Origin of the sequence: Streptomyces sp. NPDC021093, assembly GCF_044333135.1 — a bacterium.
Taxonomy (GTDB): domain Bacteria; phylum Actinomycetota; class Actinomycetes; order Streptomycetales; family Streptomycetaceae; genus Streptomyces.
In genome coordinates, this window is the sequence record NZ_JBIRQJ010000019.1 from 150485 (window position 1) to 172007 (window position 21523).

A 21523-nucleotide genomic window follows, 5' to 3' on the forward strand; every position below is an offset into this window, starting at 1 on the left:
TGGCGCGGGGCGCGGGGCGCTTGGCGCGGGGCGCTTGGCGCGGGGCGCGGGGCAGGGCGATGAGTGGTGTGGGACGGTGGGTAGTGCGGGTTGCCTGCGGCGCTGCCCCTCCCCGCCCCTTCACCTAAACCGCTCGCCGCGGGGCTGGGGGGCGGCACGGCCGGCGCCGGTGGGGGTGGGCCTCCCGGGCTTCGCCCGGTGCACGGCTGCGCCGCGCGTCCTCAAACGCCGGACGGGCTGAGGTTGCCCGCGCGTCCTCAAGCTCCCCCAAGGTCCTAAGGACCAGGGGGTACCCCCTCGACGGGCTGAGTGGATGCGGTCCGGCTGAGATGTCTGCAAGCCCCCGATCCCCCAGGCGCCACCTCCCCGTAACCCCCGATTCAGACACGCTTGCGACCCTCGCTCAATGCGACCCCCCGTGCACTCTCCGCCCGCCGCCCTCTATTTCGGCGCGCCCGCCGAGGGTCCCGCGCGGAAGAATGGGGCCATGAGCCAGCAGTCGCAGCCCAGCAGCAGCGCCCACAGCACCGGCAGTGTCGGCGGTGCCGGTGGCGGACCCGGCGCAGACGTCCCCGTGCAGCACTCCCAGCCCGCCCAGGCCGCGCAGCCCTCCGTCGCTTCCATAGCCGCGCACCGCACGCACAGCCTCGCGGCGGCGCCCTCCCCCGGGCTCGACCCCGACCTCGACTCGGACCTCGACACGTATGTGGAGGAGGAGAGGGAGGGGGACGGCGAGGAGGAGTACGGCGACGGTACGCGGGTGCCCCTGCCCCAGGGCCGCTTCCTCGACCGGGAGCGCAGCTGGCTCGCCTTCAACGAGCGGGTGCTGGAGCTGGCCGAGGATCCGGCGACGCCCCTCCTCGAACGGGCTAATTTCCTGGCGATCTTCGCCAGCAACCTCGACGAGTTCTTCATGGTGCGCGTGGCCGGCCTGAAGCGGCGGATCGCGACCGGGGTGGCGACGCGCTCCGCGTCCGGGCTGCAGCCGCGCGAGGTGCTGGATCTGATCTGGACGCGCTCCCGCGAGCTCATGGCCCGGCACGCCGCCTGTTTCCAGCAGGACGTCTCGCCCGCCCTCGCCGACGAGGGGGTGCACCTCATCCGCTGGCCGGATCTGACCGAGAAGGAGCAGGCTCGCCTCTTCACGCTCTTCCGGCAGCAGATCTTCCCGGTGCTGACGCCGCTGGCCGTCGACCCGGCGCACCCCTTCCCGTACATCTCCGGCCTGTCCCTGAACCTGGCCGTCGTCGTGCGCAATCCGGTCAGCGGTCACCGCCACTTCGCCCGGGTGAAGGTGCCGCCGCTGCTGTCGCGCTTCCTGGAGGCCTCGCCCGAGCGGTACGTACCGCTCGAAGACGTCATCGCCGCCCACCTCGAAGAGCTCTTCCCCGGTATGGAGGTGCTGGCGCACCACATGTTCCGGGTCACCCGCAACGAGGACCTGGAGGTGGAGGAGGACGACGCCGAGAACCTCCTCAAGGCGCTGGAGAAGGAGCTGATGCGGCGGCGCTTCGGGCCGCCGGTGCGCCTTGAGGTCGAGGAGTCCATCGATCCGTACGTACTCGACCTGCTCGTACGGGAGTTGAAGGTCTCGGACGCGGAGGTGTATCCGCTCCCCGGACCGCTGGACCTCACCGGGCTCTTCGGCATCGCGCGCCTCGACCGGCCCGAGCTGAAGTTCCCGCGCTTCATCGCGGGCACGCACCGGGACCTCGCCGAGGTCGAGTCGGCGTCCGCGCCGGACATCTTCGCCGCCCTGCGCGAGCGCGACGTGCTCCTGCACCACCCGTACGACTCCTTCTCGACGTCCGTGCAGCTCTTCCTCGAACAGGCGGCCGCCGACCCCGACGTACTCGCCATCAAGCAGACGCTGTACCGGACTTCGGGCGACTCGCCGATAGTGGACGCGCTGATCGACGCGGCCGAGTCCGGCAAGCAGGTCCTCGTCCTGGTCGAGATCAAGGCCCGCTTCGACGAGCAGGCCAACATCAAGTGGGCGCGGAAGCTGGAGGAGGCGGGCTGCCACGTCGTCTACGGGCTCGTCGGGCTGAAGACGCACTGCAAGCTGTCGCTCGTCGTACGGCAGGAGGGCGAACTCCTGCGCCGTTACAGCCACGTGGGGACGGGGAACTACCACCCCAAGACCGCCCGGCTGTACGAGGACCTGGGCCTGCTGACCACCGACCCGCAGGTCGGCGCGGACCTCTCCGACCTCTTCAACCGGCTCTCCGGGTACTCGCGCCGCGAGACCTACCGCCGACTGCTCGTCGCCCCCAAGTCCCTTCGCGACGGCCTGGTCTCACGCATCAACAAAGAGGTCACCCACCATCTGGCGGGCCGCCCCGCGTACGTCCGCGTCAAGGTCAACTCGATGGTCGACGAAGCCGTCATCGACGCGCTGTACCGGGCGTCCCAGGCCGGTGTGCCGGTGGACGTGTGGGTGCGCGGGATCTGTGCCGTACGGCCCGGGGTCCCCGGACTCTCCGAGAACATCCGGGTCCGCTCGATCCTCGGCCGCTTCCTCGAACACTCCCGGGTCTTCTCCTTCGGCAACGGCGGCGAGCCCGAAGTCTGGTTCGGCAGCGCCGACATGATGCACCGCAATCTCGACCGCCGCATAGAGGCGCTGGTACGGGTCACCGACCCGGCGCACCGCGCGGCACTGAGCCGAATGCTGGAGACCGGGATGTCGGACACCACGGCCTCCTGGCACCTCGGCCCGGACGGCAACTGGACCCGCCACTCCACGGATGCGGACGGACACCCCTTGCGCCACGTACAGGAAATGCTGATCGACGCCCGGAGGCGCCGACGTGCCACGCCATGAGCCACTCACGACACACCACCACCCCGCACCTCTTACGAGGGGAGAGGGCGCCCCGCTCACCGAGGGCGGCTCTCTCATGAGGACAGAGGGCACACCGCCCATGAGAGGGGAGGGCGCTCCCCCCACGAGGGCGGAGGGCGACCTCCTCGCCTCCTATCTGCACACGCAGGCCGCCGAGTTCCTGCGGGCGCTGCGCCGCCACCGGGAGAGCTCGGACGCCACCGACCAGGACCGGTCGGCGCGCTCCACGCTCGACATGCGGCGTTCGGCGCGGCGGATCGGCGGCGCGCTGCACACCTTCCGGCCCCTGACCGACCGCGGCTGGGCGGACCCGCTGCGGGCCGAACTCGCCTGGCTCTCGGGGACGTTGGCGCGCGAGCACGCGTACACCGAGCGGTTGGAACGGCTGCTGGACGCGCTGCAGCGACTGGGCGCACCGACCGTCCTGCCGACGGCGAGGGGGAACGGGGCCCTCCCGCCCCGCGAAACCGCCTCCGCCCAGACGCCCGCGCAGGCCTCGGCCCAGGCTCCCCCACAGGCCTCCGCCCAGGCCACTGCCCAGGCCCCCTCACAGGCTTCCGCCCCCGCTCCCTCCCACGAGGCCGCCCTCGGCATCGCCCGTGCCGGGGCCCTCCTGGAGCGGCAGCTCACCCTGGCCAGGACCCGCGCCCACTCCGCGGCCCTCCAGGCCCTCGGTTCCTCCCGCTTCCACGCGATCGCCGACGCCGTCGCCCTGCTCGCATCCGACGCGCCGGTCGAACCGGGCGACCCCGCCCCGTACGCGGCCCTCGCCGAACACCGGCTGACCGAAGCGGTGGCCGCCCTTCCGCTGGGGCGCGCGGCCCGCCCGTACAACTCGGAGGCCGTCCACGAGGGCCAGGACTCCCCCTGGCACCAGGTCCGTCTCCTGCTGCGCCTGCACCGGTACGCCCAGGAGGTCACCGGCCGCGACACCACCGCACTCGCCGAGGCGAGCCGCACCCTGGACCTGCACCGCGACGCGGCGGAAGCGGCATCGGCGGCAGCGGCCTCGGCCCGTACCGCCCGCATCGCACCCGCTACGGCGTACGCGCTCGGGGTACTCCACTCCGAACAGCGCCACGAGGTGGAAGCGGCCCGCTTCGCCTTCCAGCGGCAGTGGCGGCGCACGGTGGAGGCGACGGAGACGACGGGGGTGGTCCGCGGATGAGCGAACCGACAGGCAGCCGCACGGGCAGCCGCACAGGCAGCCGTACGAGCAAGGGCGGCACGATCCTCGCCGCCGGCTGCGTCCTCTGGCGCCGCGCCCCGTACGACGGTGAGATCGAGGTCTGTCTCGTCCACCGGCCGCGGTACGACGACTGGTCGCACCCCAAGGGCAAGCTCAAGCGCGGCGAGGACCCGCTGACCGGTGCGCTGCGCGAGGTGCTGGAGGAGACCGGGCACCACTGCCGGCCGGGGGCCAGGCTCCCCTCCGTGCGATACGTCGTGGGCGGCCGCCCCAAGAAGGTCGACTACTGGGCGGCCGAGTCCACCGGCGGCGCCTTCGTCCCCGGCGACGAGGTGGACCGGATCCTCTGGCTGCCCCCGGTCGCGGCCGGAAACCGCCTCACCGAACGCCGCGACCGCGAGCTGATACCCGCCCTGCTGGGCGTGCTGCGCAGCAGCCCGTCGAGGGGGCACCTCCCTGGTCTTTAAGACCTTGGGGGAGTCTGAGGACGCACGGACGCAGTCCGTGCACCGGGCGCAGCCCGGAACACCAGCCCCCACCGGCGCGAGCCGTGCGGCGCCCGCTCCCCGACGCGCGCTCCCCGGCGTGCGCTGACACTCCACCGCCCGCCACGGTTCACCTCGCGTTCACTCTCCCCCGTAGGCCGCTTCACCTGATCTGCCTAATTTCGTACTTACAAGGTGTCCGGCGAGCAGCCGGGAACCTGCCGTACTCACGTACACCCAAAGACTCCACGCACGCCGCCCGCCCAAGGGACAGGCGGCATCCGGAAGGAAACCCAGAGAGTGATGAAGCTCCAGCGCAAGAACCGGCTCCGCGCCACCGCAGTCGGCGCCCTCGCCGTCTCCGGCGCCCTGCTCCTCACGGCGTGCGGCTCGGACAACAACAGCGGTGGCAGCACCGGAGGCAACGGCAACAGCTCCGCCGCCAAGAACGTCAAGTGCGACGGCGCCAAGGGCAAGCTGCTCGCCTCCGGTTCCTCGGCGCAGAAGAACGCCATGGACCTCTGGGTCAAGAACTACATGGCCGCCTGCACGGGCGTGGAGATCAACTACAAGTCCTCCTCCTCCGGCGACGGCATCTCGAACTTCACCACCGGCACGGTCGGCTTCGCCGGTACGGACTCCGCGCTGAAGCCCGACGAGGTCGAGGCGTCGAAGAAGGTCTGCAAGTCCGGCCAGGGCATCAACCTGCCGATGGTCGGCGGCCCGATCGCGATCGGCTACAACCTGCCGAACGTCGACAACCTCGTCCTCGACGCCTCCACCACCGCCAAGATCTTCAACAGCCAGATCAAGAAGTGGAACGACCCGGCGATCGTCAAGCTGAACCCGGGCGCCAAGCTCCCGGACTCGGCGATCCAGTCGGTGCACCGCTCCGGCGACTCGGGCACCACCCAGAACCTCGGCAAGTACCTGGGCAAGGCCGCCCCCGCCGACTGGAAGTACGAGGCCGAGAAGAAGTGGCCCGCCCCCGGCGGCCAGGGTGCGAACGGCTCCGCCGGTGTCGCGGCCCAGGTGAAGCAGGTGGAGGGCTCCATCGGCTACTTCGAGCTGAGCTACGCGACCTCGCAGTCCATCCCGACCGTCAAGGTCAACACGGGCGCGGCGGCCCCGGTCGCCGCCAACTCGGAGAACGCCTCCAAGGCCATCGCCGCCGCCAAGATCAAGGGCACCGGCAAGGACCTGGCGCTCGACCTGGACTACACGACCAAGGCCGAGGGCGCTTACCCGCTGGTCCTGGTCACGTACGAGGTCGTCTGCGACTCCGGCAACAAGGCCGACTCGCTCGGCAACGTGAAGTCCTTCCTCGGCTACACCGCGTCCGACGAGGGCCAGAAGATCCTCTCCGAGAACGGCTACGCCCCGATCCCCACCGAGATCAACACCAAGGTCCGCGAAACCATCGCCGGCCTGAAGTAACCCGGGCGGCGTGGCGGCCCCACCGGGCCGCCACCCCACCCTTAGCCCCCAACCCCCTTGGGCAACGGGGCCGCCCGCCGCCGCCCCCTCGGGCAGCGGGGCCGCCCGCCCCAGCCCCCTTGGGCAGCGGGGCCGCCCCCCGGGGGCGGAACGGGTGGGCAAGGGGGCGGCCCCCACGCGGAGCCCCACCCCGACACCGCCCCACCGCAATCCCGCCCCACCGCAATCCCGCTCCATCCGGTGCACCGCCGCCCGGGAGCCGCACCCCCACCCGGGGCGCCCCGCTCCCTCCCCAGACCGGAAAGATCAGCCATGCCAACCACCGCAGCACCCACAGACTCCCCACCCGCACCGCCCCCACCCCCGCCCGCCGCCAAGGCGAAGAGCACCACCCGCCCCGGCGACAAGATCTTCCGCGGCCTCTCCCGCGGCTCCGGCATCCTCCTGCTGGTCGTCATGGCGTCCATCGCCACCTTCCTGACGGTCCGCTCGGTAGTGGCCATCTCGGGCAACGAGGGCAACTTCCTCACCACGTTCGACTGGAACCCCTCCGGAGACCCCCCGGTCTTCGGCATCGCCGTGCTCCTCTACGGCACCGTGGTCAGCTCGGTCATCGCCATGCTGATCGCCGTTCCGATCGCCGTCGGCATCGCGCTCTTCATCTCGCACTACGCGCCGCGCAAGCTGGCCTCGCCCCTCGCCTACGTGGTCGACCTGCTGGCCGCCGTGCCGTCGATCATCTACGGCATCTGGGGCGCGCTCTTCCTCGTCCCGTACCTCGGCGGGCTGAACTCCTGGCTGGACGAGTACCTCGGCTGGACGCTCATCTTCGAGAAGACCGAGATCGGCCCCGCCCGCAACCTGTTCACCGTCGGGATCCTGCTCGCGATCATGATCCTGCCGATCGTGACCAGCGTGAGCCGCGAGGTCTTCCTCCAGGTCCCGAAGATGAACGAAGAGGCCGCCCTCGCCCTCGGCGCCACCCGCTGGGAGGTCATCCGCCTCTCGGTCCTGCCCTTCGGCCGCTCCGGTGTGATCAGCGCCTCGATGCTGGGTCTGGGCCGCGCGCTCGGCGAGACGATGGCCGTGGCCACCGTCCTCTCCCCCAACTTCCTCTTCTCCGGCCACCTGCTCGACGCGGGCGGCGGCACCTTCGCGCAGAACATCGCGGCGAAGTTCGACGAGGCGAACGAGTACGGGCGTGACGCGCTCATCGCCTCCGGTCTCGTCCTCTTCGTCCTCACCCTCCTCGTCAACGGTGCGGCCCGGCTGATCATCGCCCGCCGCAAGGAGTACTCGGGGGCCAACGCATGAGCCAGGCAACGATGACCCAGGACACGATCCCCGCCCCCGTCGCCCGTACGAACTCCCTCTCCGGCAAGAGCCTCCCGCGCTGGTCCCCGGTCGCCTTCGCCGTCGTCGCCCTCGCCGTCGCGGTCGGCCTCGGTACGGCCCTGAACTGGCAGAGCAAGGTCCAGTGGGGCCTGCTGGCCGCCCTCTTCTTCGTCGTACTGACCTACACGGCCAGCGCCGTCGTCGAGGGCAAGCGCCAGGCCAAGGACCGCGTCGCCACCAGCGTCGTCTGGGTCTGCTTCCTGCTCGCGATCATCCCGCTGGCCTCCCTCCTGTGGGTGACGGTCAGCCGCGGCATCAAGGCCCTCGACGGCTACTTCCTCACCCACTCGATGGCCGGCGTGCCCGGCTTCGAGGCGGGCGGCGGCGTCTACCACGCCCTGATCGGCACCGTGGAGCAGGTCGGCATCGCCACCCTCGTGGCCGCGCCGATCGGCCTGCTGACGGCCGTCTACCTGGTCGAGTACGGCAAGGGCGCGCTGGCGAAGGCGGTCACGTTCTTCGTGGACGTCATGACCGGCATCCCGTCCATCGTCGCGGGCCTCTTCCTCCTCTCGATCATGCTGATGTTCGAGCTCCAGCCCTCCGGCTTCATGGGCGCCCTGGCGCTCGCGATCCTGATGGTCCCGGTGGTCGTACGGTCCACCGAAGAGATGCTGAAGCTGGTGCCGAACGAGCTGCGCGAGGCCTCCCTCGCCCTCGGCGTACCGAAGTGGCGCACGATCCTCAAGGTGGTCCTGCCGACCGCCGTCGGCGGCATCACCACCGGCGTCATGCTGGCCATCGCCCGCATCGCGGGCGAGACCGCCCCGATCATGCTCCTCGTCTTCGGCTCCCAGCTGATCAACTCGAACCCCTTCGACGGCGCCCAGTCCTCGCTCCCCTTCTACATCTGGGAGCAGTACCGGGTGGGCAGCGAGGCGAGTTACGACCGCGCGTGGGCAGCCGCCCTGGTCCTGATCGCCTTCGTCATGATCCTCAACCTGGTGGCCCGCGGCATCGCCCGCTGGAAGGCCCCCAAGACCGGTCGCTGACGCGACACCCTGAAAGCGAAGTGACCACATCATGGCAAAGCGAATCGACGTATCCGGCCTCTCGGCCTTCTACGGCACCCACAAGGCCATCGACGACATCTCGATGACCGTCGAGCCCCGCTCCGTGACCGCCTTCATCGGCCCGTCCGGCTGCGGCAAGTCCACCTTCCTGCGCACCCTCAACCGGATGCACGAGGTCACCCCGGGCGGCCGCGTCGAGGGCAAGGTCCTCCTGGACGACGAGAACCTGTACGCGTCCAGCGTCGACCCGGTCTCCGTACGCCGCACCGTCGGCATGGTCTTCCAGCGCCCCAACCCCTTCCCCACCATGTCGATCTTCGACAACGTGGCGGCGGGCCTGCGCCTGAACGGCTCGTACAAGAAGTCCGAGCTGGCCGACATCGTCGAGAAGTCCCTCAAGGGCGCCAACCTCTGGAACGAGGTCAAGGACCGCCTCAACAAGCCCGGCTCCGGCCTCTCCGGCGGCCAGCAGCAGCGCCTCTGCATCGCCCGCGCCATCGCGGTCGAGCCCCAGGTCCTGCTGATGGACGAGCCCTGCTCCGCCCTGGACCCGATCTCCACCCTCGCCATCGAGGACCTGATCGGCGAGCTCAAGGAGCGCTTCACGATCGTCATCGTGACGCACAACATGCAGCAGGCCGCCCGTGTCTCCGACCGCACGGCCTTCTTCAACCTGGCCGCGGTCGGCCAGCCCGGCAAGCTGATCGAGCTCGACGACACGGAGCGGATCTTCTCCAACCCGTCCGTCCAGGCCACCGAGGACTACATCTCGGGCCGCTTCGGCTAGACCCCACGAACGGTACGAGGCCCTGCTGGGCCTCCCCACACACTTGCGGTGCTGCATGGCGGTGCCACCGCAAGGCGAAAGGGCCCGCTCCCCGGTGCGAACCGGGGGGCGGGCCCTTCCTTCACATCTCTCGTACGCGGTTCGGCAGCGCCCCATAGGGGCGCGGGGAACTGCGCGACCAGCCACGACGGTGCCGCAGATGAGCGACGGCACCTCGCAGCACATCCAGCGGAGCGCTTAGCCGAAGGCCAGCTGCACGGCCCAGAAGCTGACCGCGGCGACCACGGCCGCCGCCGGCATCGTGATGAACCAGCCCATCACGATGTTCTTGGCGACGCCCCAGCGCACGGCCCGCGACCCCTTCGTCGAGCCGACGCCCATGATCGCCGAGGTGATGACATGCGTCGTCGAGATCGGCGCGTGGAACATGAACGAAGCCGTGTACATCACCGAGGCAGCGGTCGTCTCCGCCGCGAATCCCTGCGGCGGGTCCAGCTCGATGATCCGTCGGCCCAGCGTGCGCATGATGCGCCAGCCGCCCGCGTACGTACCGAGCGAGAGCGTCACCGCACAGGCGATCTTGACCCAGACCGGAATCGCGTCGTCCTGACCCTCGACATCGGCGATGACCAGCGCCATCACCACGATGCCCATGGTCTTCTGCGCGTCCTGGAGACCGTGTCCGAGCGCCATGCCCGCGGCCGAGACCGTCTGGGCGATACGGAAGCCCCGCTTCGCCTTGTGCGGGTTGGCCTTCCGGAACATCCACATGATCGCGACCATCACCAGATAGCCGATGATCAGGCCGACGAAGGGCGACAGGAACATCGGAATGACGACCTTGGACAGCACACCGCCCCAGATCACCTCCGTCCCGCCGGCCAGCGCCGCGCCGACCATGCCGCCGAACAGCGCGTGCGAGGACGAGGACGGCAGCCCGAAGTACCAGGTGACGAGGTTCCAGACGATCGCGCCGACGAGCGCGGCGAACAGGATCCCCATGCCCTTCTGACCGTGCGGGGTCTCGATCAGGCCCTCACTCACCGTCTTGGCGACGCCCTGCCCGAGAAAGGCACCGGCGAGGTTCATGACGGCGGCCATGGCGAGCGCGGCCCGCGGCGTCAGCGCGCGGGTCGACACCGAGGTGGCGATCGCGTTGGCCGAGTCGTGGAAGCCGTTGGTGTACGTAAAACCGAGCGCGACCCCGATGGTCACGATCAGCGCAAAGGTGTCCACGAAGTCAGGACTCCTTGACGGCGATGGTCTCCACCGTGTTCGCCACGTGCTCGAAGGCGTCGGCTGCTTCTTCCAGCACGTCCACGATCTGCTTGAGCTTCAGCACCTCCATGGCGTCGTACTTGCCGTTGAAGAGCTGGGCGAGCAGCTTGCGGTGGATCTGGTCGGCCTGGTTCTCCAGCCGGTTGACCTCGATCCAGTACTCGGTGAGGTTGCTCATCGTGCGCAGCCCCGGCATGGCCTCGGCGGTCAGCACGGCCGCCCGCGCCAGCACCTCGATCTGCTGCTCGACGCCCTTCGGCAGCTCCTCCACCTGGTACAGGACGACCAGGTCGACGGCCTCCTCCATGAAGTCCATGATGTCGTCGAGCGACGACGCGAGGTTGTAGATGTCCTCGCGGTCGAACGGCGTGATGAAGGAGGAATTCAGCTGGTGGAAGATCGCGTGAGTGGCGTCGTCGCCCGCGTGCTCCGCTGCCCGCATCCGCTCCGCGATCTCGGCCCGGGCGGAGGAGTCCGCTCCAAGCAGTTCCATGAGGAGCTTGGAGCCCGTGACGATGTTGTCCGCTGAAGCGGAGAACATGTCGTAGAAGCTCGTCTCCCGGGGGGTCAGACGAAAGCGCACGTGGGGTCCTCGGGGTGCATTGGATTCGGTCAGGCTGATGCTAGGCGCATCATCCGGCCACGGCTAACCGGCGTTCCTCAGTGTCGCCCATCGGGCAGAGTGGCGGGCACGGACCCCCGCGGCCCGCTCCAAAGCCCCGTAGAATATACCCACGAGGGGTATTTCACCCCGCTGAGCTTCCCCAGGAGGACGCGATGACGACCACCGAAGAGGCGGCCGACGTGGCCACGACGGACGCGGCATCGCCGGCCCCTGCCACGACCCACGGCTACCACAAGCAGAAGGACGAACACCTCAAGCGCCTGCGCCGCATCGAGGGCCAGATCCGCGGCCTCCAACGGCTCGTCGACGAGGACGTCTACTGCATCGACATACTCACCCAGGTCTCGGCCTCCACGAAGGCCCTCCAGTCCTTCGCCCTCCAGCTCCTGGAGGAACACCTGCGGCACTGCGTCGCGGACGCGGCGGTCAAGGGCGGGACCGAGATCGACGACAAGGTCGCGGAGGCGACGAAGGCGATCGCCCGCCTGCTGCGCACCTGACCCGGGGCCTTCTTCGTACGTACGGGGAGGGGGAGCGGCCGGTGCCGCTTCCCCTCCCCGCCTCATTTCGGCCAGTGGCTCAGCCGCTACTCGAACTCCTTCGCCGCAAGCATCAGCACCTCGTCGATCCGGTCCGGACTGAGCCGTTCCCCGTCCGTCGAGGACGCCGCGATCATCAACTCACCGCACAGCTCGATCTCGGCGAGGGCAACGCGGTCCTGTACGGCCGCACCACGCATCGGAACCACCTGCATCACCTCTTCCCGACCTCTTCCGCCGCGGGCCGACTCCCCAGCGTGCGCCTTCCTAGCGTAGGGAGGACGACACGTACCGCGCATGGCACGGACGGACCATTTCGCCCCCACCCGCCCTCGCCATGCGCCGGGGCGCGCCGGGGTGACCTCCCCGTGAGCCGCCGCCTACTGACGGATCTTCCCGACGTAGATGTCCTTCGCGGGCGGCAGCACGATGCGCACCGGCCTCCCGAACCCCTCCAGTGCGGTCGTGGACATCACGGCCACCGCCTTCCCCGCGTTCACGAAGCTGAACCGGTGCCGCACCTTCCGCACCCGCCCCCGCTCGTCCAGATACGCGTCGAACGCCACGCCCTTCCTGGAGAACCCTTTCGCCGCCGCCGCGAGCGGGCCGCGCACTTCCGCGGTCGCGGTCCGCGCGGCCTGCCCAAGGTCGGCGACGCCGCGGTAGTGCCGCAGCCCGCCCTCCTCCCCCACGTACGAAACGTCCCGCGCGCCCCGCAGCAACTCCACGGCCGCCAACGGGTCGGTGGCCCCGCCCGTCACCAGGTTCCCGTCCGCGAGCGACGCGGTCTCGATCCGCACCCACTTGTCGGCGGGCACCCCGGCGCCGCGGTTCTTCATGAACAACGCCCCGGGCGCGAACACCTCCATCATCGGCCGGTGCTCCTGCCGCCCCGCGGGCCCGGTCGGCAGCAGCACCTTCAACTGCCCGCTCCGCCCCCGGAAGTCGTAGTTCCCGGTGCCCCGAATGGTGACCCGGGTCCCCCCGGCCGCCATCTCCATCGCCGTCCGCACATCGCCCGCGCTCCCCGCCCGCAGCACCACGTCGGCGGCCCTGCGCACGGCCCCACCGGGATCGGCTCCCCGCCGGTCATCGGCGACAGCCCCACCCCCGCCGCACCCTGCCGTGGTCCCCACCAGCCCGGTCACGACGGCCAGTGCGACCGCCCCACCGCTCACCCTGTCCATCCGTACGCCTCCGGATTACGAGCCTTCTGCTCGCCCCGTTCAACGAGCCCTCGCGCAACTTCGTCACGCCGTACCGTGGACCTGTGCCCGAGAACGAGCCCTCCACAGGCCCCGAGCCCCACCGCACGACCACCACCGAACGAGGCTCCTTCTGCCACGCCCACTGCACCTGCGGCTGGCGCGGCCCCTCCCGCCGAAGCAGAGACAGAGCCCGCACGGACGCAACAGAACACGCACAGCAGCTCTAGGGGCGCGGGAAACTGCGCGAAGCAGCAGTCTTAGGGGCGCGGGGAACTGCGCGACCAGCCACGACGCACCCGCACGAAGAACCCCCAGCCCCGCGGCAGCGGTTTCGGGAAGGGGCGGGTAGGGGAAAGGGCCCCGCGCAGCGGCCCCACCCGCACACGCCCCACACCCCACCCGGGGGAACCCCACCTCCCACCCCACCGTCCTCTCCCCCGGGAGGCCCCATGACACTGCACCGCCGCACCCTGCTCACCACCGCCGCGACCCTCACCCTGGCCACTGCCACTGCCACAGCCACGGCCTGCCGCGGCGGCCCAGACCCCACCCCGCCCGGCCGGGCGCCAAGCCCATCCCCCACCCCCACCCCCACTCCCACAAAGCCGACCCCCAAACCCAAACCCACCCCCCAGGACTGGCCCGCCCTCACCCGCTCCCTGGAAGGCCCCCTGGTCCGCCCCGGCGACCCCGCCTACCCCACCGCCCGCCAGCTCTACAACCCCCGCTTCGACGACCAGAAGCCCGCCGCCGTCGCCTACGTCGCGCACGAGGCCGACATCCGCGAGGCCCTCGCGTTCGCCCGCGCGACCCGCACCCCCGTCTCGATCCGCAACGGCGGCCACTCGTACACCGGCTGGTCCAGCGGCACGGACCACCTGGTCATCGACGTGTCGAAGCTCGCCACCATCGACACCCCCACCGCCCACACCGCCACCATCGGTGCCGGCGCGAAGCTCCTCGACGTCTACCGCACCCTGACCTCCTCAAGAGGCCGTACGATCCCGGGCGGCTCCTGCCCCACCGTGGGAATCTCCGGCCTCACCCTCGGCGGCGGCCACGGCGTCGTCTCGCGCGCGTACGGCCTGACCTGCGACAGCCTCACCGCCGCGACCCTCATCACCGCCGACGGCAAGTCCGTCCGCTGCGACGCAACGACGCACCCCGACCTCTTCTGGGCCCTACGGGGCGCGGGCAACGGCCAGTTCGGCGTCGTCACCGAGCTGGAGTTCCGCACCCACCCGGCGCCCCGGGCCGTCACCGGGTACCTCACCTGGCCCTGGTCCAAGGCCGCAGCCGTACTCACCGCCTGGCAGGACTGGGGCCCCGGCCAGCCCGACGAGATCTGGTCCTCCCTGCACCTCTCCGCAGGGGCGGCGGGCGGCAACCCCACCCTCTCCCTCGCCGCGTTCTCCATCGGCACCCGGTCCGGCCTGGCCAACGCGCTGGACCGGCTCACCGCGAGAACCGGAGCCCCCCGCTCCACCACGCTCCGCGCGCGCGGCTTCCAGGACTCGATGCTCCTGTACGCGGGCTGCGCGGACCTCTCCGATGCCCAGTGCCATCTCCCGGGAAGCACCCCCGGCCGCACCCCCGAGGGCGCGCTCAACCGTGAGACGTACGCCTCCCGTTCGGACTTCTTCGCCCGCGCGCTGACTCCCGCGGGGGTACGGACCCTCCTCGCGGGGGTCGAGAACTTCACCCGCGTCACGGCCGCCCAGGGCGGCGGCGGAGGCACGGTCGCGCTGACCCCACTGGGCGGCGCGATCAACCGCGTCGCCCCGGAGGCCACCGCGTTCGTCCACCGGAACATGCGCGTGCTCGCCCAGTACACGGCCTCCTGGCGCCCCGGCACCCCCGGCACCGCGCAGCAGAAGTGGCTGACGGCCACTCACGATTCCCTACGCCGCCACGCATCCGGCTCGGCCTACCAGAACTACCCGGACGCGACCCTCCCGGACTGGCGCCGCGCCTACTACGGCACGGCCGCCGACCGCCTCGCCGAGCTCAAGTCCCGCTACGACCCGACCCGCCTGTTCGACTTCCCGCAGGCGCTCTGAAACTCCACACAAACACCGACTCGCAGGCAGCGGCTCTCACGCAGCGAGATCACTCACTGCCGAATCCCCGCCGCCGCCCCGCCGCCGCGAAGCAGCCGCCGCCCGTGCCTGGCCGGCCAGTGCGGCGGCCCGCCGCTCGGCGTCGCCGTCGCGCGCGTCCCGCGACCGTACGAGCGAACTCGTCGCGCCCCAGCGGGAGACGGCCGCCATCGCGGGCGTCAGCACCATCATCGCGAGCGGCGCGAGCAGCAGCGTCACAGCGGTCCCCAGCGCGAACCCACCGACCACGTCGGACGGGTAGTGGACCCCCATGTACACCCGGCAGAAGCCCGCCACCAGCGCCAGCCCGATGGCGAACAGACCCCACTTGCGGTTCGCCATGAAGACACCGATCGCGATCGCCATCGCGATCGTCGAGTGATCACTCACGAACGAGAAGTCCGTCTTCCCCGCCACCAGGACCTCAAGTCCCCTGTGCTCCAGGAAAGGGCGCGGCCGCTCCACGAACCCCCTGATCGGGATGTTGACCAGCAACGCGATCCCGGCCGCCAGCGGCGCCCACACGATCGCGGCGGCCGACGCCACGGAGTCCTCCGCCGCCCCACGGCTGCGCCCGCGCCACCAGCACCAGAGGGCCACCAGGACGAGGCCGAGCATGATGCCGTACTCGCCGACGTACTCCATGGTCCGGTCGACCCAGCCCGGCGCATCGGCGGCGATCCCGTTGATGTCGTAGAGCAGGCTGACATCCGGGTTCGACCCGTCCGTTGAGAGTCCAGCCATCTGCACGGCCCCTTGCCTTGCTGTGTCGCAGTCGCAGTCGCACGTCTCCCGCCGTACGCACACCGGTGTGCGTGGCGGGTCCATCACCCCCGTGACAGTTCCCCGTGACAGTTCTCTGTTGGTGTGGTCTGTGGGTGGTCAGTGCGTGGTCAGTGCCGCTGTCCCCGTCCAGGGAACGCCCCGCGACCGGCCCGGGTTCCACTCTCTACCGAACGATCACCATGACGTTATCGAAGAGAGACTCATCGTCCCAGCTCAGGGCCGAGTGATCACGGAGAGTTCCGGCCTTGTCCGACTCCTCGTCAGCTTCCGCACGACCCGTCTCAGGCTTCCGGCGGGGTCGTGGGCAGCGCTTTCGCGCCATCCTCCGTCACACGCGTCGCACCGAAGTAGTCAGGGGTGTCGATCTTGTCGAACCGGATGACGGCCCCCGTGAAGGGAGCATTGATCATGTAGCCGCCGCCGACGTAGATGCCCACGTGGCGGATCTTGCGCGAGTTGGTGAGGTCGTCCGAGAAGAAGACCAGGTCCCCGGGGAGCAGCTCCTCCCTCGACGGGTGCGGGCCTGCGTTGTACTGGTCGTTGGCCACGCGCGGCAGCTCGATGTCCACGGTCCGGTACGCGGCCACGGTCAGCCCGGAACAGTCGAACCGGCCCTGCTGGTCGGCGGTCCCGTTCCCGCCCCAGAGGTACGGCGTCCCGAGCTTCTTCTGCGCGTAGTAGATGGCGGCGGCGGCCTGCTTGGAGGGGGCGACGCGGCCGATGGGCTTGGCGAAGCTCTGTTCGAGGGAGCGGATGATCTTTACGTAGTTCTTGGTCTCCGGGTACGGCGGGACGCCCCCGTACTTGATCACGGCGTACGCGCCCGCGTTGTAAGCGGCGAGCATGTTGTTCGTCGGGTCCCCCGGGGCCTTCTTCACGTACCCGGAGAGTTCGCAGTCGTACGAGGCCGCCGACGGAATGGCGTCGGCCGGGTCCCACACGTCCCGGTCCCCGTCCCCGTCCCCGTCGATGCCGTGAGTGGCCCACGTCCCGGGGATGAACTGGGCGATGCCCTGCGCGTTGGCCTGGCTGGAGATCTTCGGGTTCCAGCCGCTCTCCTGGTAGAGCTGGGCGGCGAGCAGCGCGGGGTTGATGGCCGGGCAGAGGTTGCCCCACTTCTGCACGATCGGCTGGTAGAGCGCGGGTACGGCGCCCTTGGCGAGCCCGACGGCCCGCCCGCCCGCACCACCCTGCCCGGCGATACCGGCAGCGGCCGAGAACGTACCGACGACAAGCAGCGCGATGAAGGCCAGGAACAACCCGGTCCCGATCCCGCCCACTACCCAGACTTTGCGCACTCCCCAACCCTCCCCCATCCGGGGCGGATGTACGTCCGTTTCGGCTCACGCATGTCGTACCGCGATCGCGCCGCTCATTCGACCGGGTACATGAACCCGGAGCAGAAGAAACTCTGGTACTCCCGCACCGATCTGACGTGCAGGTAGTTCACGGTCCACTCACCCGTGTACGTGGAGAGGGGCGCGGCCGGCAGGTCCTTGCCGTCGACCCGGCTCGTGAAGTCGTCGGGGTAGGTGAAGTACCTCCACTCCGTGGGGTCGCCCGCGTGCAGGTTCACGGGCTTGGTCAGATAGCCCAGGGACGTGTTGTCCTCCCCCTTGCCCCTGTCCCCACCGGCCGTTTTGATCGGCTTCACCGCGATCGACACGTAGTAGGGCGGCGCGTCGGTGACCGCGTTCTTGAGGCGGAACCCGAGCTGCAGCTTGCCCGGCTCCCTCTCGTCCGTGGACCCTCCGCGTGGGATGGAGCCCTGGAAGTCCAGCGGGTAGGTCGCTTCTTCAGGCAGTGCGCATCTGTCCCGCAACCCGTTCCACAGGTTGGCGGCGGGCGCGGTCTGTTCGACGTAGGTGGGCGGCCCCGCCGGCACCTCATCCTTCGACGAGTCCCCCGCCCCCGCCCCCGGCGTCTGCTTCCCGCCGCCCGCGCTCCCTGCCGCACTCCCGCCCGCGCTCCCCGCCTGCGTCTGCTTGCCCCCGCCAGGGTTCGGCGCCGCGCCGGTCTGCTTTCCGCCGCCTCCCGAGGTGTCACCGTCCTTGTTCCCCGGCGGCAGCAGCCACACCGTCGTCGCCACCGACACCCCCACCACGGCCCCGACCGCAGCGGCCACCACCCACGGCCGGGCCCGCCTCCCCTTCCCCGCCGGAGCGGTACTGTCCCCCGCCCCGCCCAACGTCGGTACGTACCCCAACCCCGGTCCCCCGGTGGGCAGTTCATGAAGCACATCCGGCGCCTCGGGAACCTCCTCGCCCAGCCCCCGCACCACGCCCCCGTAGAACGGGTCGTCCACCAGCGCGCCCCGCACCCCGCACTCCCGTATGACCTCCTCGGGCGTGGGCCGGTCCCCGGGCTCCTTCTCCACACACGCCCGTATCAGCCCAACAAGCCCCGCATCGGCCACTCCCCCCACGTCGATCGGCTCGTGCACGGCCCGGTACGACACCGCGTCGGTCGGTCCACTCCCGAACGGGGGGCGCCCGGTCACCGCGTAAGCGACCGTCGCGCCGAGCGCGAAGACGTCTGCCTCCGGCCCGACCTGATTACGTATCAGCACTTCAGGAGCGGTGAAGCCCGGTGTGCCCGGCGCCATCCCGGTCACCGTCAGCGCGGTGTCCCCCACGCCCCTCGCGATACCGAAGTCGATCAGCTGGGGCCCCTGACCGGCCAGGATCACGTTCATCGGCTTGAGGTCCCGGTGCGTGACGTCGTACGCGTGGACGCTCGCGAGCCCCTCCGCCAGTGCGGCGAACAGCCCCCGCCCGGTGTCCGCCGGGAAGGCCCCCCGCTCCCGCACCGCGTGCGCCAGGGTCGGGCCGCTCACGTACTCGGTGGCGATCCAGTACGGAGCCGACTCCAGCGACGCGTCGATCAGGTTCGCGGTGTACGCGCTGCGCACCGCCCGCACGGTGTTCGCCTCGCGCCGGAACCTGGCCAGCGCCTCCGGGTGGTCGGTGATCTCGTCCCGGATCACCTTGATCGCGACGAGCCGGCCACCCGGCGACCGCCCGAGGTACACCTGCCCCATCCCACCGGTCCCGAGCCGCGCCAGAAGGATGTACGCACCGATGTCCGCCGGGTCCTGCCGAGGTCTGAGTGATTCCACGCGGTGACCTTACCCAGCCGTACTCGCCTACAGGTAAGGAGAGTTGAACCCATCACTCCCTTCTCACCCCTCCCCCCGACGCCGCCTCCAGTACGCCACCACGACCGCGCCTAGCAGCGGCCCCCACAGCATCAGCGGTACGTACGACACGTAGTAGACGACCGAGAACCAACCGCCCACGTTCCCCGGGTAGTCGGCGGGCGAGGGCTCGCCGGTGATCGTCGTGCCGGCCACTTCGGTGACGAGGAAGAGCGCCGTCCACAGCACGGTGAGCACCACCGCCGCCAGGGCGCCCACCACCGTCGTCGCGACCACCGGCACCCGCCGCCCCCGCAGCCACGGCACCCAGCGCGGGAACACCTCGCCCCAGGCGGCGATCAGCCCCACCGCCGTGAAGGCCAACAGCTCCGAGACGGCCGACAGCAGCACCATGTAGGGAGCGCCTGCCAGCCACGACGGCAGATCCCCATCACCGCCTCCGCCTTCCGCCTCGACGAACAGCGACGCCAGCCGCCACAGCCCCGACGGCAGAACGACGAACGGCACGGCGTACGCGGCAAGCCGAGCCCAGCGCGGCACCCCGGCCACGGGCGCGTGCGCCCTCCGCCAAGCACTCCGCAACTTGCCGCCGCCCACGGGCACTTGTACGTACGAAGCACTCACGGCACAGCCTCCGATCAGGTGGACACGGGCCCGGACCCCTGGCCCCCTCCGAAGATCCCAGCCGCACCACCCCGCCCACCTCCCCCGTACGGGGCATCCGTCCCCCTCGCTCGGGGGAGACGGATCTCAGACCGGCAGGAGACCGACCAGGATCGCGAACGAGGAGAGGGCGCTGACGTGGGTCAGCCCGAACAGGACCCACTCCTTCACGGGCATCCGCCACCGGCACCGCGCGAGCACCTGCCAGTCACAGGCGGCCATGCCCAGGGCGGCGACGTACAGCGGCGCCCAGAGCAGCGCCCACCAATTCCACACGCCGCCGTAGCGGAGGGTGAGGGACGCCAGCGCGAAGAGGACCAGCACGAGCCCCCACTCCGGCTTGTCCCCGACCTTCTCGCCAGCCGCCCGCTCGTCCGCCCTGCCGTCTGCCGACTCGACGCTGCTCATCGCGCTCGTACCCCCGTCGTCCCCTGTGCGCGGGGATACGACCAAGGGCCGCGCCGCCCCCGCAAACGCCGGGCCCAGTGGAACTTTACGCAGGTCGGAGACGCTACTTCCCGGACCCGCACTCCGCCCACAGCAGCTTTCCGGTGCAGCCGAAGGCCGCGTCCCCGAGCTGGTACGCACCCCAGGCGTCCGCGCAGAGTCGTACGAGGAGCAGCCCGCGCCCGCACTCGGCGGAGTCGTCGGGGGCCTCGGGCTCCTTCACGAAGGCGGTCGGGATCTCCGGGTTCGTGTCCCAGACAGAGATGCGCACCTGCCCTGGTTGCCCGGAGCGGAGTCGGAGGGCGTAGGCGCCGTCGGAGTGGAGGTGGGCGTTGGTGAGCAGCTCGGAGGCCAACAGCTCGGCCGTGTCGGTTACTTGGGTGAGCTGGTGCGCTTTCAGGATGGAGCGGAGGGTGCAGCGGGCGATGCGGGGGGAGTGCGCTTCGTGCGGGAGCTGGAGGGTGTAGGACCAGGGCTTGGATACCGTTGACACGGAAGTCTCCGTTCGGTGAAGGGAGTTGGCGTGCTCGCGTGTTGCTGCCCGGTGACGATGCCGCTCCGTCGAGCGGGGTTCTTCCAGGCGGTGGGCCCGACATTGAAGTTAACGGCTCGCCACATAAAGTGTTTGCAGAAGTCGCAACTACATGAGAGATACCCCTCGTGTGGGTGACCGCCCAACTCCCTGTACGACTAGGAGTGTTGACCATGGCAGCTAGGACCGCCCCGACCCTGCGGCGCCTGCGCCTCGGCACTGAGCTGCGCAGACTCCGGGAGCGAGCCGACCTCACCGCTACCGAGGGAGCCCGCCTGCTCGGCATCAGCCAGGCACAGCTCAGCAACATCGAGGCAAGCAGGTTCGGCGTGAGCCCGGAGCGCATCCGGGCCATGGCGCTCAACTACCGCTGTGCGGACGAGAGGTACGTCGAGGGCCTGATCGACCTCGCCGGCGACCGCAAGCCTGGCTGGTGGGGAACCTTCCAGGAGGTCCTGCCCCGCCCCCTCCTGGACGTGGCCGAACTGGAGCACTACTCCACGGCCCTGCGCTCCGCGAATACCGCACACGTTCCTGGCCTGCTCCAGACAACCGATCACGCCCGCGAGATCATGCGGCAGGCCGTACCCGCTTTCTCCCGCTCGGACGTCGAGCACCGGGTCAACCTCCGGCTCCAGCGCCAGGGCCTGCTGGAGGGCGCGGAGCCGGTTCCGTACCAGGCGATCGTCCACGAGGCAGCCCTCCGCGTCCCGGTCGGGGGCCGTGACGTAGCCAAGCGGCAGCTTGCACACCTGCTCGACCAGAGCGAACGGGAGCACATCACCCTCCAGGTCATCCCCTTCGCCATCGGCGCCTACCCGGGCTCCGGCCAGACCCTGGTGTACGCACACGGCGTCGTGCCGCAACTCGACACGGTGTACCTCGACCAGTCCCACGGACCGCTCATGGTGGACGCCGAAGCAGAACTGGACGCATACCGCGCTCTACTGGCGCGGATGGAGTCCGTAGCGCTCACCCCGTCCAAGTCGCGCGACTTTATCCACACCATGACCACCGAGCTGTGAAGGATTCCCC

The 21523-nt window shown here is 70.3% G+C and carries 20 protein-coding genes; 10 read left to right on the forward strand and 10 right to left on the reverse strand.

Features of this window, described 5'->3' with window-relative positions:
• Positions 1–406: 406 nt before the first annotated feature.
• The 7 genes from ACH4SP_RS41285 to pstB all read left to right on the forward strand — a co-directional run bounded on the left by ACH4SP_RS41285 (position 407) and on the right by pstB (position 9154).
• Positions 407–2827, forward strand: coding sequence for an RNA degradosome polyphosphate kinase (locus tag ACH4SP_RS41285; RefSeq protein ID WP_398423435.1), 2421 nt, complete (start codon positions 407–409; stop codon positions 2825–2827).
• A 100-nt stretch (positions 2828–2927) separates the two neighbouring features.
• On the forward strand, positions 2928–4016 hold the full coding sequence (locus ACH4SP_RS41290; protein ID WP_398423437.1) for a CHAD domain-containing protein: 1089 nt from the start codon (positions 2928–2930) through the stop codon (positions 4014–4016).
• Positions 4013–4504: an NUDIX hydrolase gene (locus ACH4SP_RS41295; protein WP_398423439.1), complete on the forward strand. Its 492-nt coding sequence runs from the start codon at positions 4013–4015 to the stop codon at positions 4502–4504. The genes ACH4SP_RS41290 and ACH4SP_RS41295 overlap by 4 nt, the downstream gene beginning before the upstream one ends.
• A gap of 321 nt (positions 4505–4825) precedes the next feature.
• Positions 4826–5959, forward strand: coding sequence for a phosphate ABC transporter substrate-binding protein PstS (gene pstS, locus ACH4SP_RS41300; protein WP_398423505.1), 1134 nt, complete (start codon positions 4826–4828; stop codon positions 5957–5959).
• A 312-nt stretch (positions 5960–6271) separates the two neighbouring features.
• Complete coding sequence (gene pstC / locus ACH4SP_RS41305) at positions 6272–7273, forward strand: phosphate ABC transporter permease subunit PstC (RefSeq protein WP_398423441.1); 1002 nt, start codon at positions 6272–6274, stop codon at positions 7271–7273.
• Positions 7270–8346, forward strand: coding sequence for a phosphate ABC transporter permease PstA (gene pstA / locus ACH4SP_RS41310; protein ID WP_398423443.1), 1077 nt, complete (start codon positions 7270–7272; stop codon positions 8344–8346). Before pstC ends, pstA begins: the two co-directional genes overlap by 4 nt.
• A gap of 31 nt (positions 8347–8377) precedes the next feature.
• Positions 8378–9154, forward strand: a complete 777-nt coding sequence (gene pstB, locus ACH4SP_RS41315; RefSeq protein WP_398423445.1) for a phosphate ABC transporter ATP-binding protein PstB — start codon at positions 8378–8380, stop codon at positions 9152–9154.
• A 237-nt stretch (positions 9155–9391) separates the two neighbouring features.
• Here the strand turns inward: pstB and ACH4SP_RS41320 are convergent, their stop codons facing one another.
• Positions 9392–10390 (reverse strand): anion permease, encoded by a 999-nt coding sequence (locus ACH4SP_RS41320; RefSeq protein ID WP_398423446.1) that lies wholly within the window; start codon positions 10388–10390, stop codon positions 9392–9394.
• Positions 10391–10394: 4 nt separating this feature from the next.
• Positions 10395–11015, reverse strand: a complete 621-nt coding sequence (locus ACH4SP_RS41325) for a DUF47 domain-containing protein (RefSeq protein ID WP_398423448.1) — start codon at positions 11013–11015, stop codon at positions 10395–10397.
• 194 nt (positions 11016–11209) lie between these two features.
• On the opposite strand from ACH4SP_RS41325, the gene ACH4SP_RS41330 reads away from it, so the two are divergent.
• Positions 11210–11557 carry a metal-sensitive transcriptional regulator gene (locus tag ACH4SP_RS41330; RefSeq protein WP_398423450.1) on the forward strand — a complete coding sequence of 116 codons (348 nt, stop codon included), beginning with the start codon at positions 11210–11212 and terminating at the stop codon, positions 11555–11557.
• 86 nt (positions 11558–11643) lie between these two features.
• Here the strand turns inward: ACH4SP_RS41330 and ACH4SP_RS41335 are convergent, their stop codons facing one another.
• Together ACH4SP_RS41335 and ACH4SP_RS41340 are read right to left on the reverse strand one after the other, a co-directional pair.
• On the reverse strand, positions 11644–11805 hold the full coding sequence (locus tag ACH4SP_RS41335) for a hypothetical protein (protein ID WP_398423506.1): 162 nt from the start codon (positions 11803–11805) through the stop codon (positions 11644–11646).
• A 171-nt stretch (positions 11806–11976) separates the two neighbouring features.
• A complete protein-coding gene (locus ACH4SP_RS41340) occupies positions 11977–12783 on the reverse strand; it encodes a hypothetical protein (protein ID WP_398423452.1) in 807 nt (268 codons plus the stop codon).
• Between the two features lie 470 nt (positions 12784–13253).
• Here ACH4SP_RS41340 and ACH4SP_RS41345 point away from each other — a divergent pair, with 470 nt between their 5' ends.
• Positions 13254–14864, forward strand: coding sequence for an FAD-binding oxidoreductase (locus ACH4SP_RS41345; protein ID WP_398423453.1), 1611 nt, complete (start codon positions 13254–13256; stop codon positions 14862–14864).
• 36 nt (positions 14865–14900) lie between these two features.
• On the opposite strand, the gene ACH4SP_RS41350 is transcribed toward ACH4SP_RS41345, so the two are convergent.
• From ACH4SP_RS41350 to ACH4SP_RS41375, 6 genes are all read right to left on the reverse strand, one after another.
• On the reverse strand, positions 14901–15647 hold the full coding sequence (locus tag ACH4SP_RS41350) for a phosphatase PAP2 family protein (protein ID WP_398423455.1): 747 nt from the start codon (positions 15645–15647) through the stop codon (positions 14901–14903).
• A 323-nt stretch (positions 15648–15970) separates the two neighbouring features.
• A complete protein-coding gene (locus ACH4SP_RS41355) occupies positions 15971–16987 on the reverse strand; it encodes an NlpC/P60 family protein (RefSeq protein WP_398423457.1) in 1017 nt (338 codons plus the stop codon).
• A 74-nt stretch (positions 16988–17061) separates the two neighbouring features.
• Entirely contained in the window at positions 17062–18807 is a 1746-nt protein-coding gene (locus ACH4SP_RS41360) for a serine/threonine-protein kinase (RefSeq protein WP_398423458.1), read from the reverse strand.
• Between the two features lie 63 nt (positions 18808–18870).
• The gene (locus ACH4SP_RS41365; protein WP_398423460.1) at positions 18871–19353 is read right to left on the reverse strand and encodes a hypothetical protein; all 483 of its coding nucleotides are present in this window, start codon (positions 19351–19353) and stop codon (positions 18871–18873) included.
• Between the two features lie 243 nt (positions 19354–19596).
• A complete protein-coding gene (locus ACH4SP_RS41370; RefSeq protein ID WP_398423462.1) occupies positions 19597–19917 on the reverse strand; it encodes a hypothetical protein in 321 nt (106 codons plus the stop codon).
• A 103-nt stretch (positions 19918–20020) separates the two neighbouring features.
• Positions 20021–20449, reverse strand: coding sequence for an ATP-binding protein (locus tag ACH4SP_RS41375; protein ID WP_398423464.1), 429 nt, complete (start codon positions 20447–20449; stop codon positions 20021–20023).
• A 212-nt stretch (positions 20450–20661) separates the two neighbouring features.
• Here ACH4SP_RS41375 and ACH4SP_RS41380 point away from each other — a divergent pair, with 212 nt between their 5' ends.
• A complete protein-coding gene (locus ACH4SP_RS41380) occupies positions 20662–21513 on the forward strand; it encodes a helix-turn-helix domain-containing protein (RefSeq protein ID WP_398423466.1) in 852 nt (283 codons plus the stop codon).
• Positions 21514–21523 lie beyond the last annotated feature (10 nt).

Excerpts from the sequence above, each read along its gene's own strand:
- ACH4SP_RS41285 (WP_398423435.1), top strand. The coding sequence starts at position 407 with ATGCGACCCCCCGTGCACTCTCCGCCCGCCGCCCTCTATTTCGGCGCG.
- ACH4SP_RS41290 (WP_398423437.1), top strand. The coding sequence starts at position 2,928 with ATGAGAGGGGAGGGCGCTCCCCCCACGAGGGCGGAGGGCGACCTCCTC.
- ACH4SP_RS41295 (WP_398423439.1), top strand. The coding sequence starts at position 4,013 with ATGAGCGAACCGACAGGCAGCCGCACGGGCAGCCGCACAGGCAGCCGT.
- pstS (WP_398423505.1), top strand. The coding sequence starts at position 4,826 with ATGAAGCTCCAGCGCAAGAACCGGCTCCGCGCCACCGCAGTCGGCGCC.
- pstC (WP_398423441.1), top strand. The coding sequence starts at position 6,272 with ATGCCAACCACCGCAGCACCCACAGACTCCCCACCCGCACCGCCCCCA.
- pstA (WP_398423443.1), top strand. The coding sequence starts at position 7,270 with ATGAGCCAGGCAACGATGACCCAGGACACGATCCCCGCCCCCGTCGCC.
- pstB (WP_398423445.1), top strand. The coding sequence starts at position 8,378 with ATGGCAAAGCGAATCGACGTATCCGGCCTCTCGGCCTTCTACGGCACC.
- ACH4SP_RS41330 (WP_398423450.1), top strand. The coding sequence starts at position 11,210 with ATGACGACCACCGAAGAGGCGGCCGACGTGGCCACGACGGACGCGGCA.
- ACH4SP_RS41340 (WP_398423452.1), bottom strand. The coding sequence starts at position 12,783 with ATGGACAGGGTGAGCGGTGGGGCGGTCGCACTGGCCGTCGTGACCGGG.
- ACH4SP_RS41345 (WP_398423453.1), top strand. The coding sequence starts at position 13,254 with ATGACACTGCACCGCCGCACCCTGCTCACCACCGCCGCGACCCTCACC.
- ACH4SP_RS41350 (WP_398423455.1), bottom strand. The coding sequence starts at position 15,647 with ATGGCTGGACTCTCAACGGACGGGTCGAACCCGGATGTCAGCCTGCTC.
- ACH4SP_RS41370 (WP_398423462.1), bottom strand. The coding sequence starts at position 19,917 with ATGAGCAGCGTCGAGTCGGCAGACGGCAGGGCGGACGAGCGGGCGGCT.
- ACH4SP_RS41380 (WP_398423466.1), top strand. The coding sequence starts at position 20,662 with ATGGCAGCTAGGACCGCCCCGACCCTGCGGCGCCTGCGCCTCGGCACT.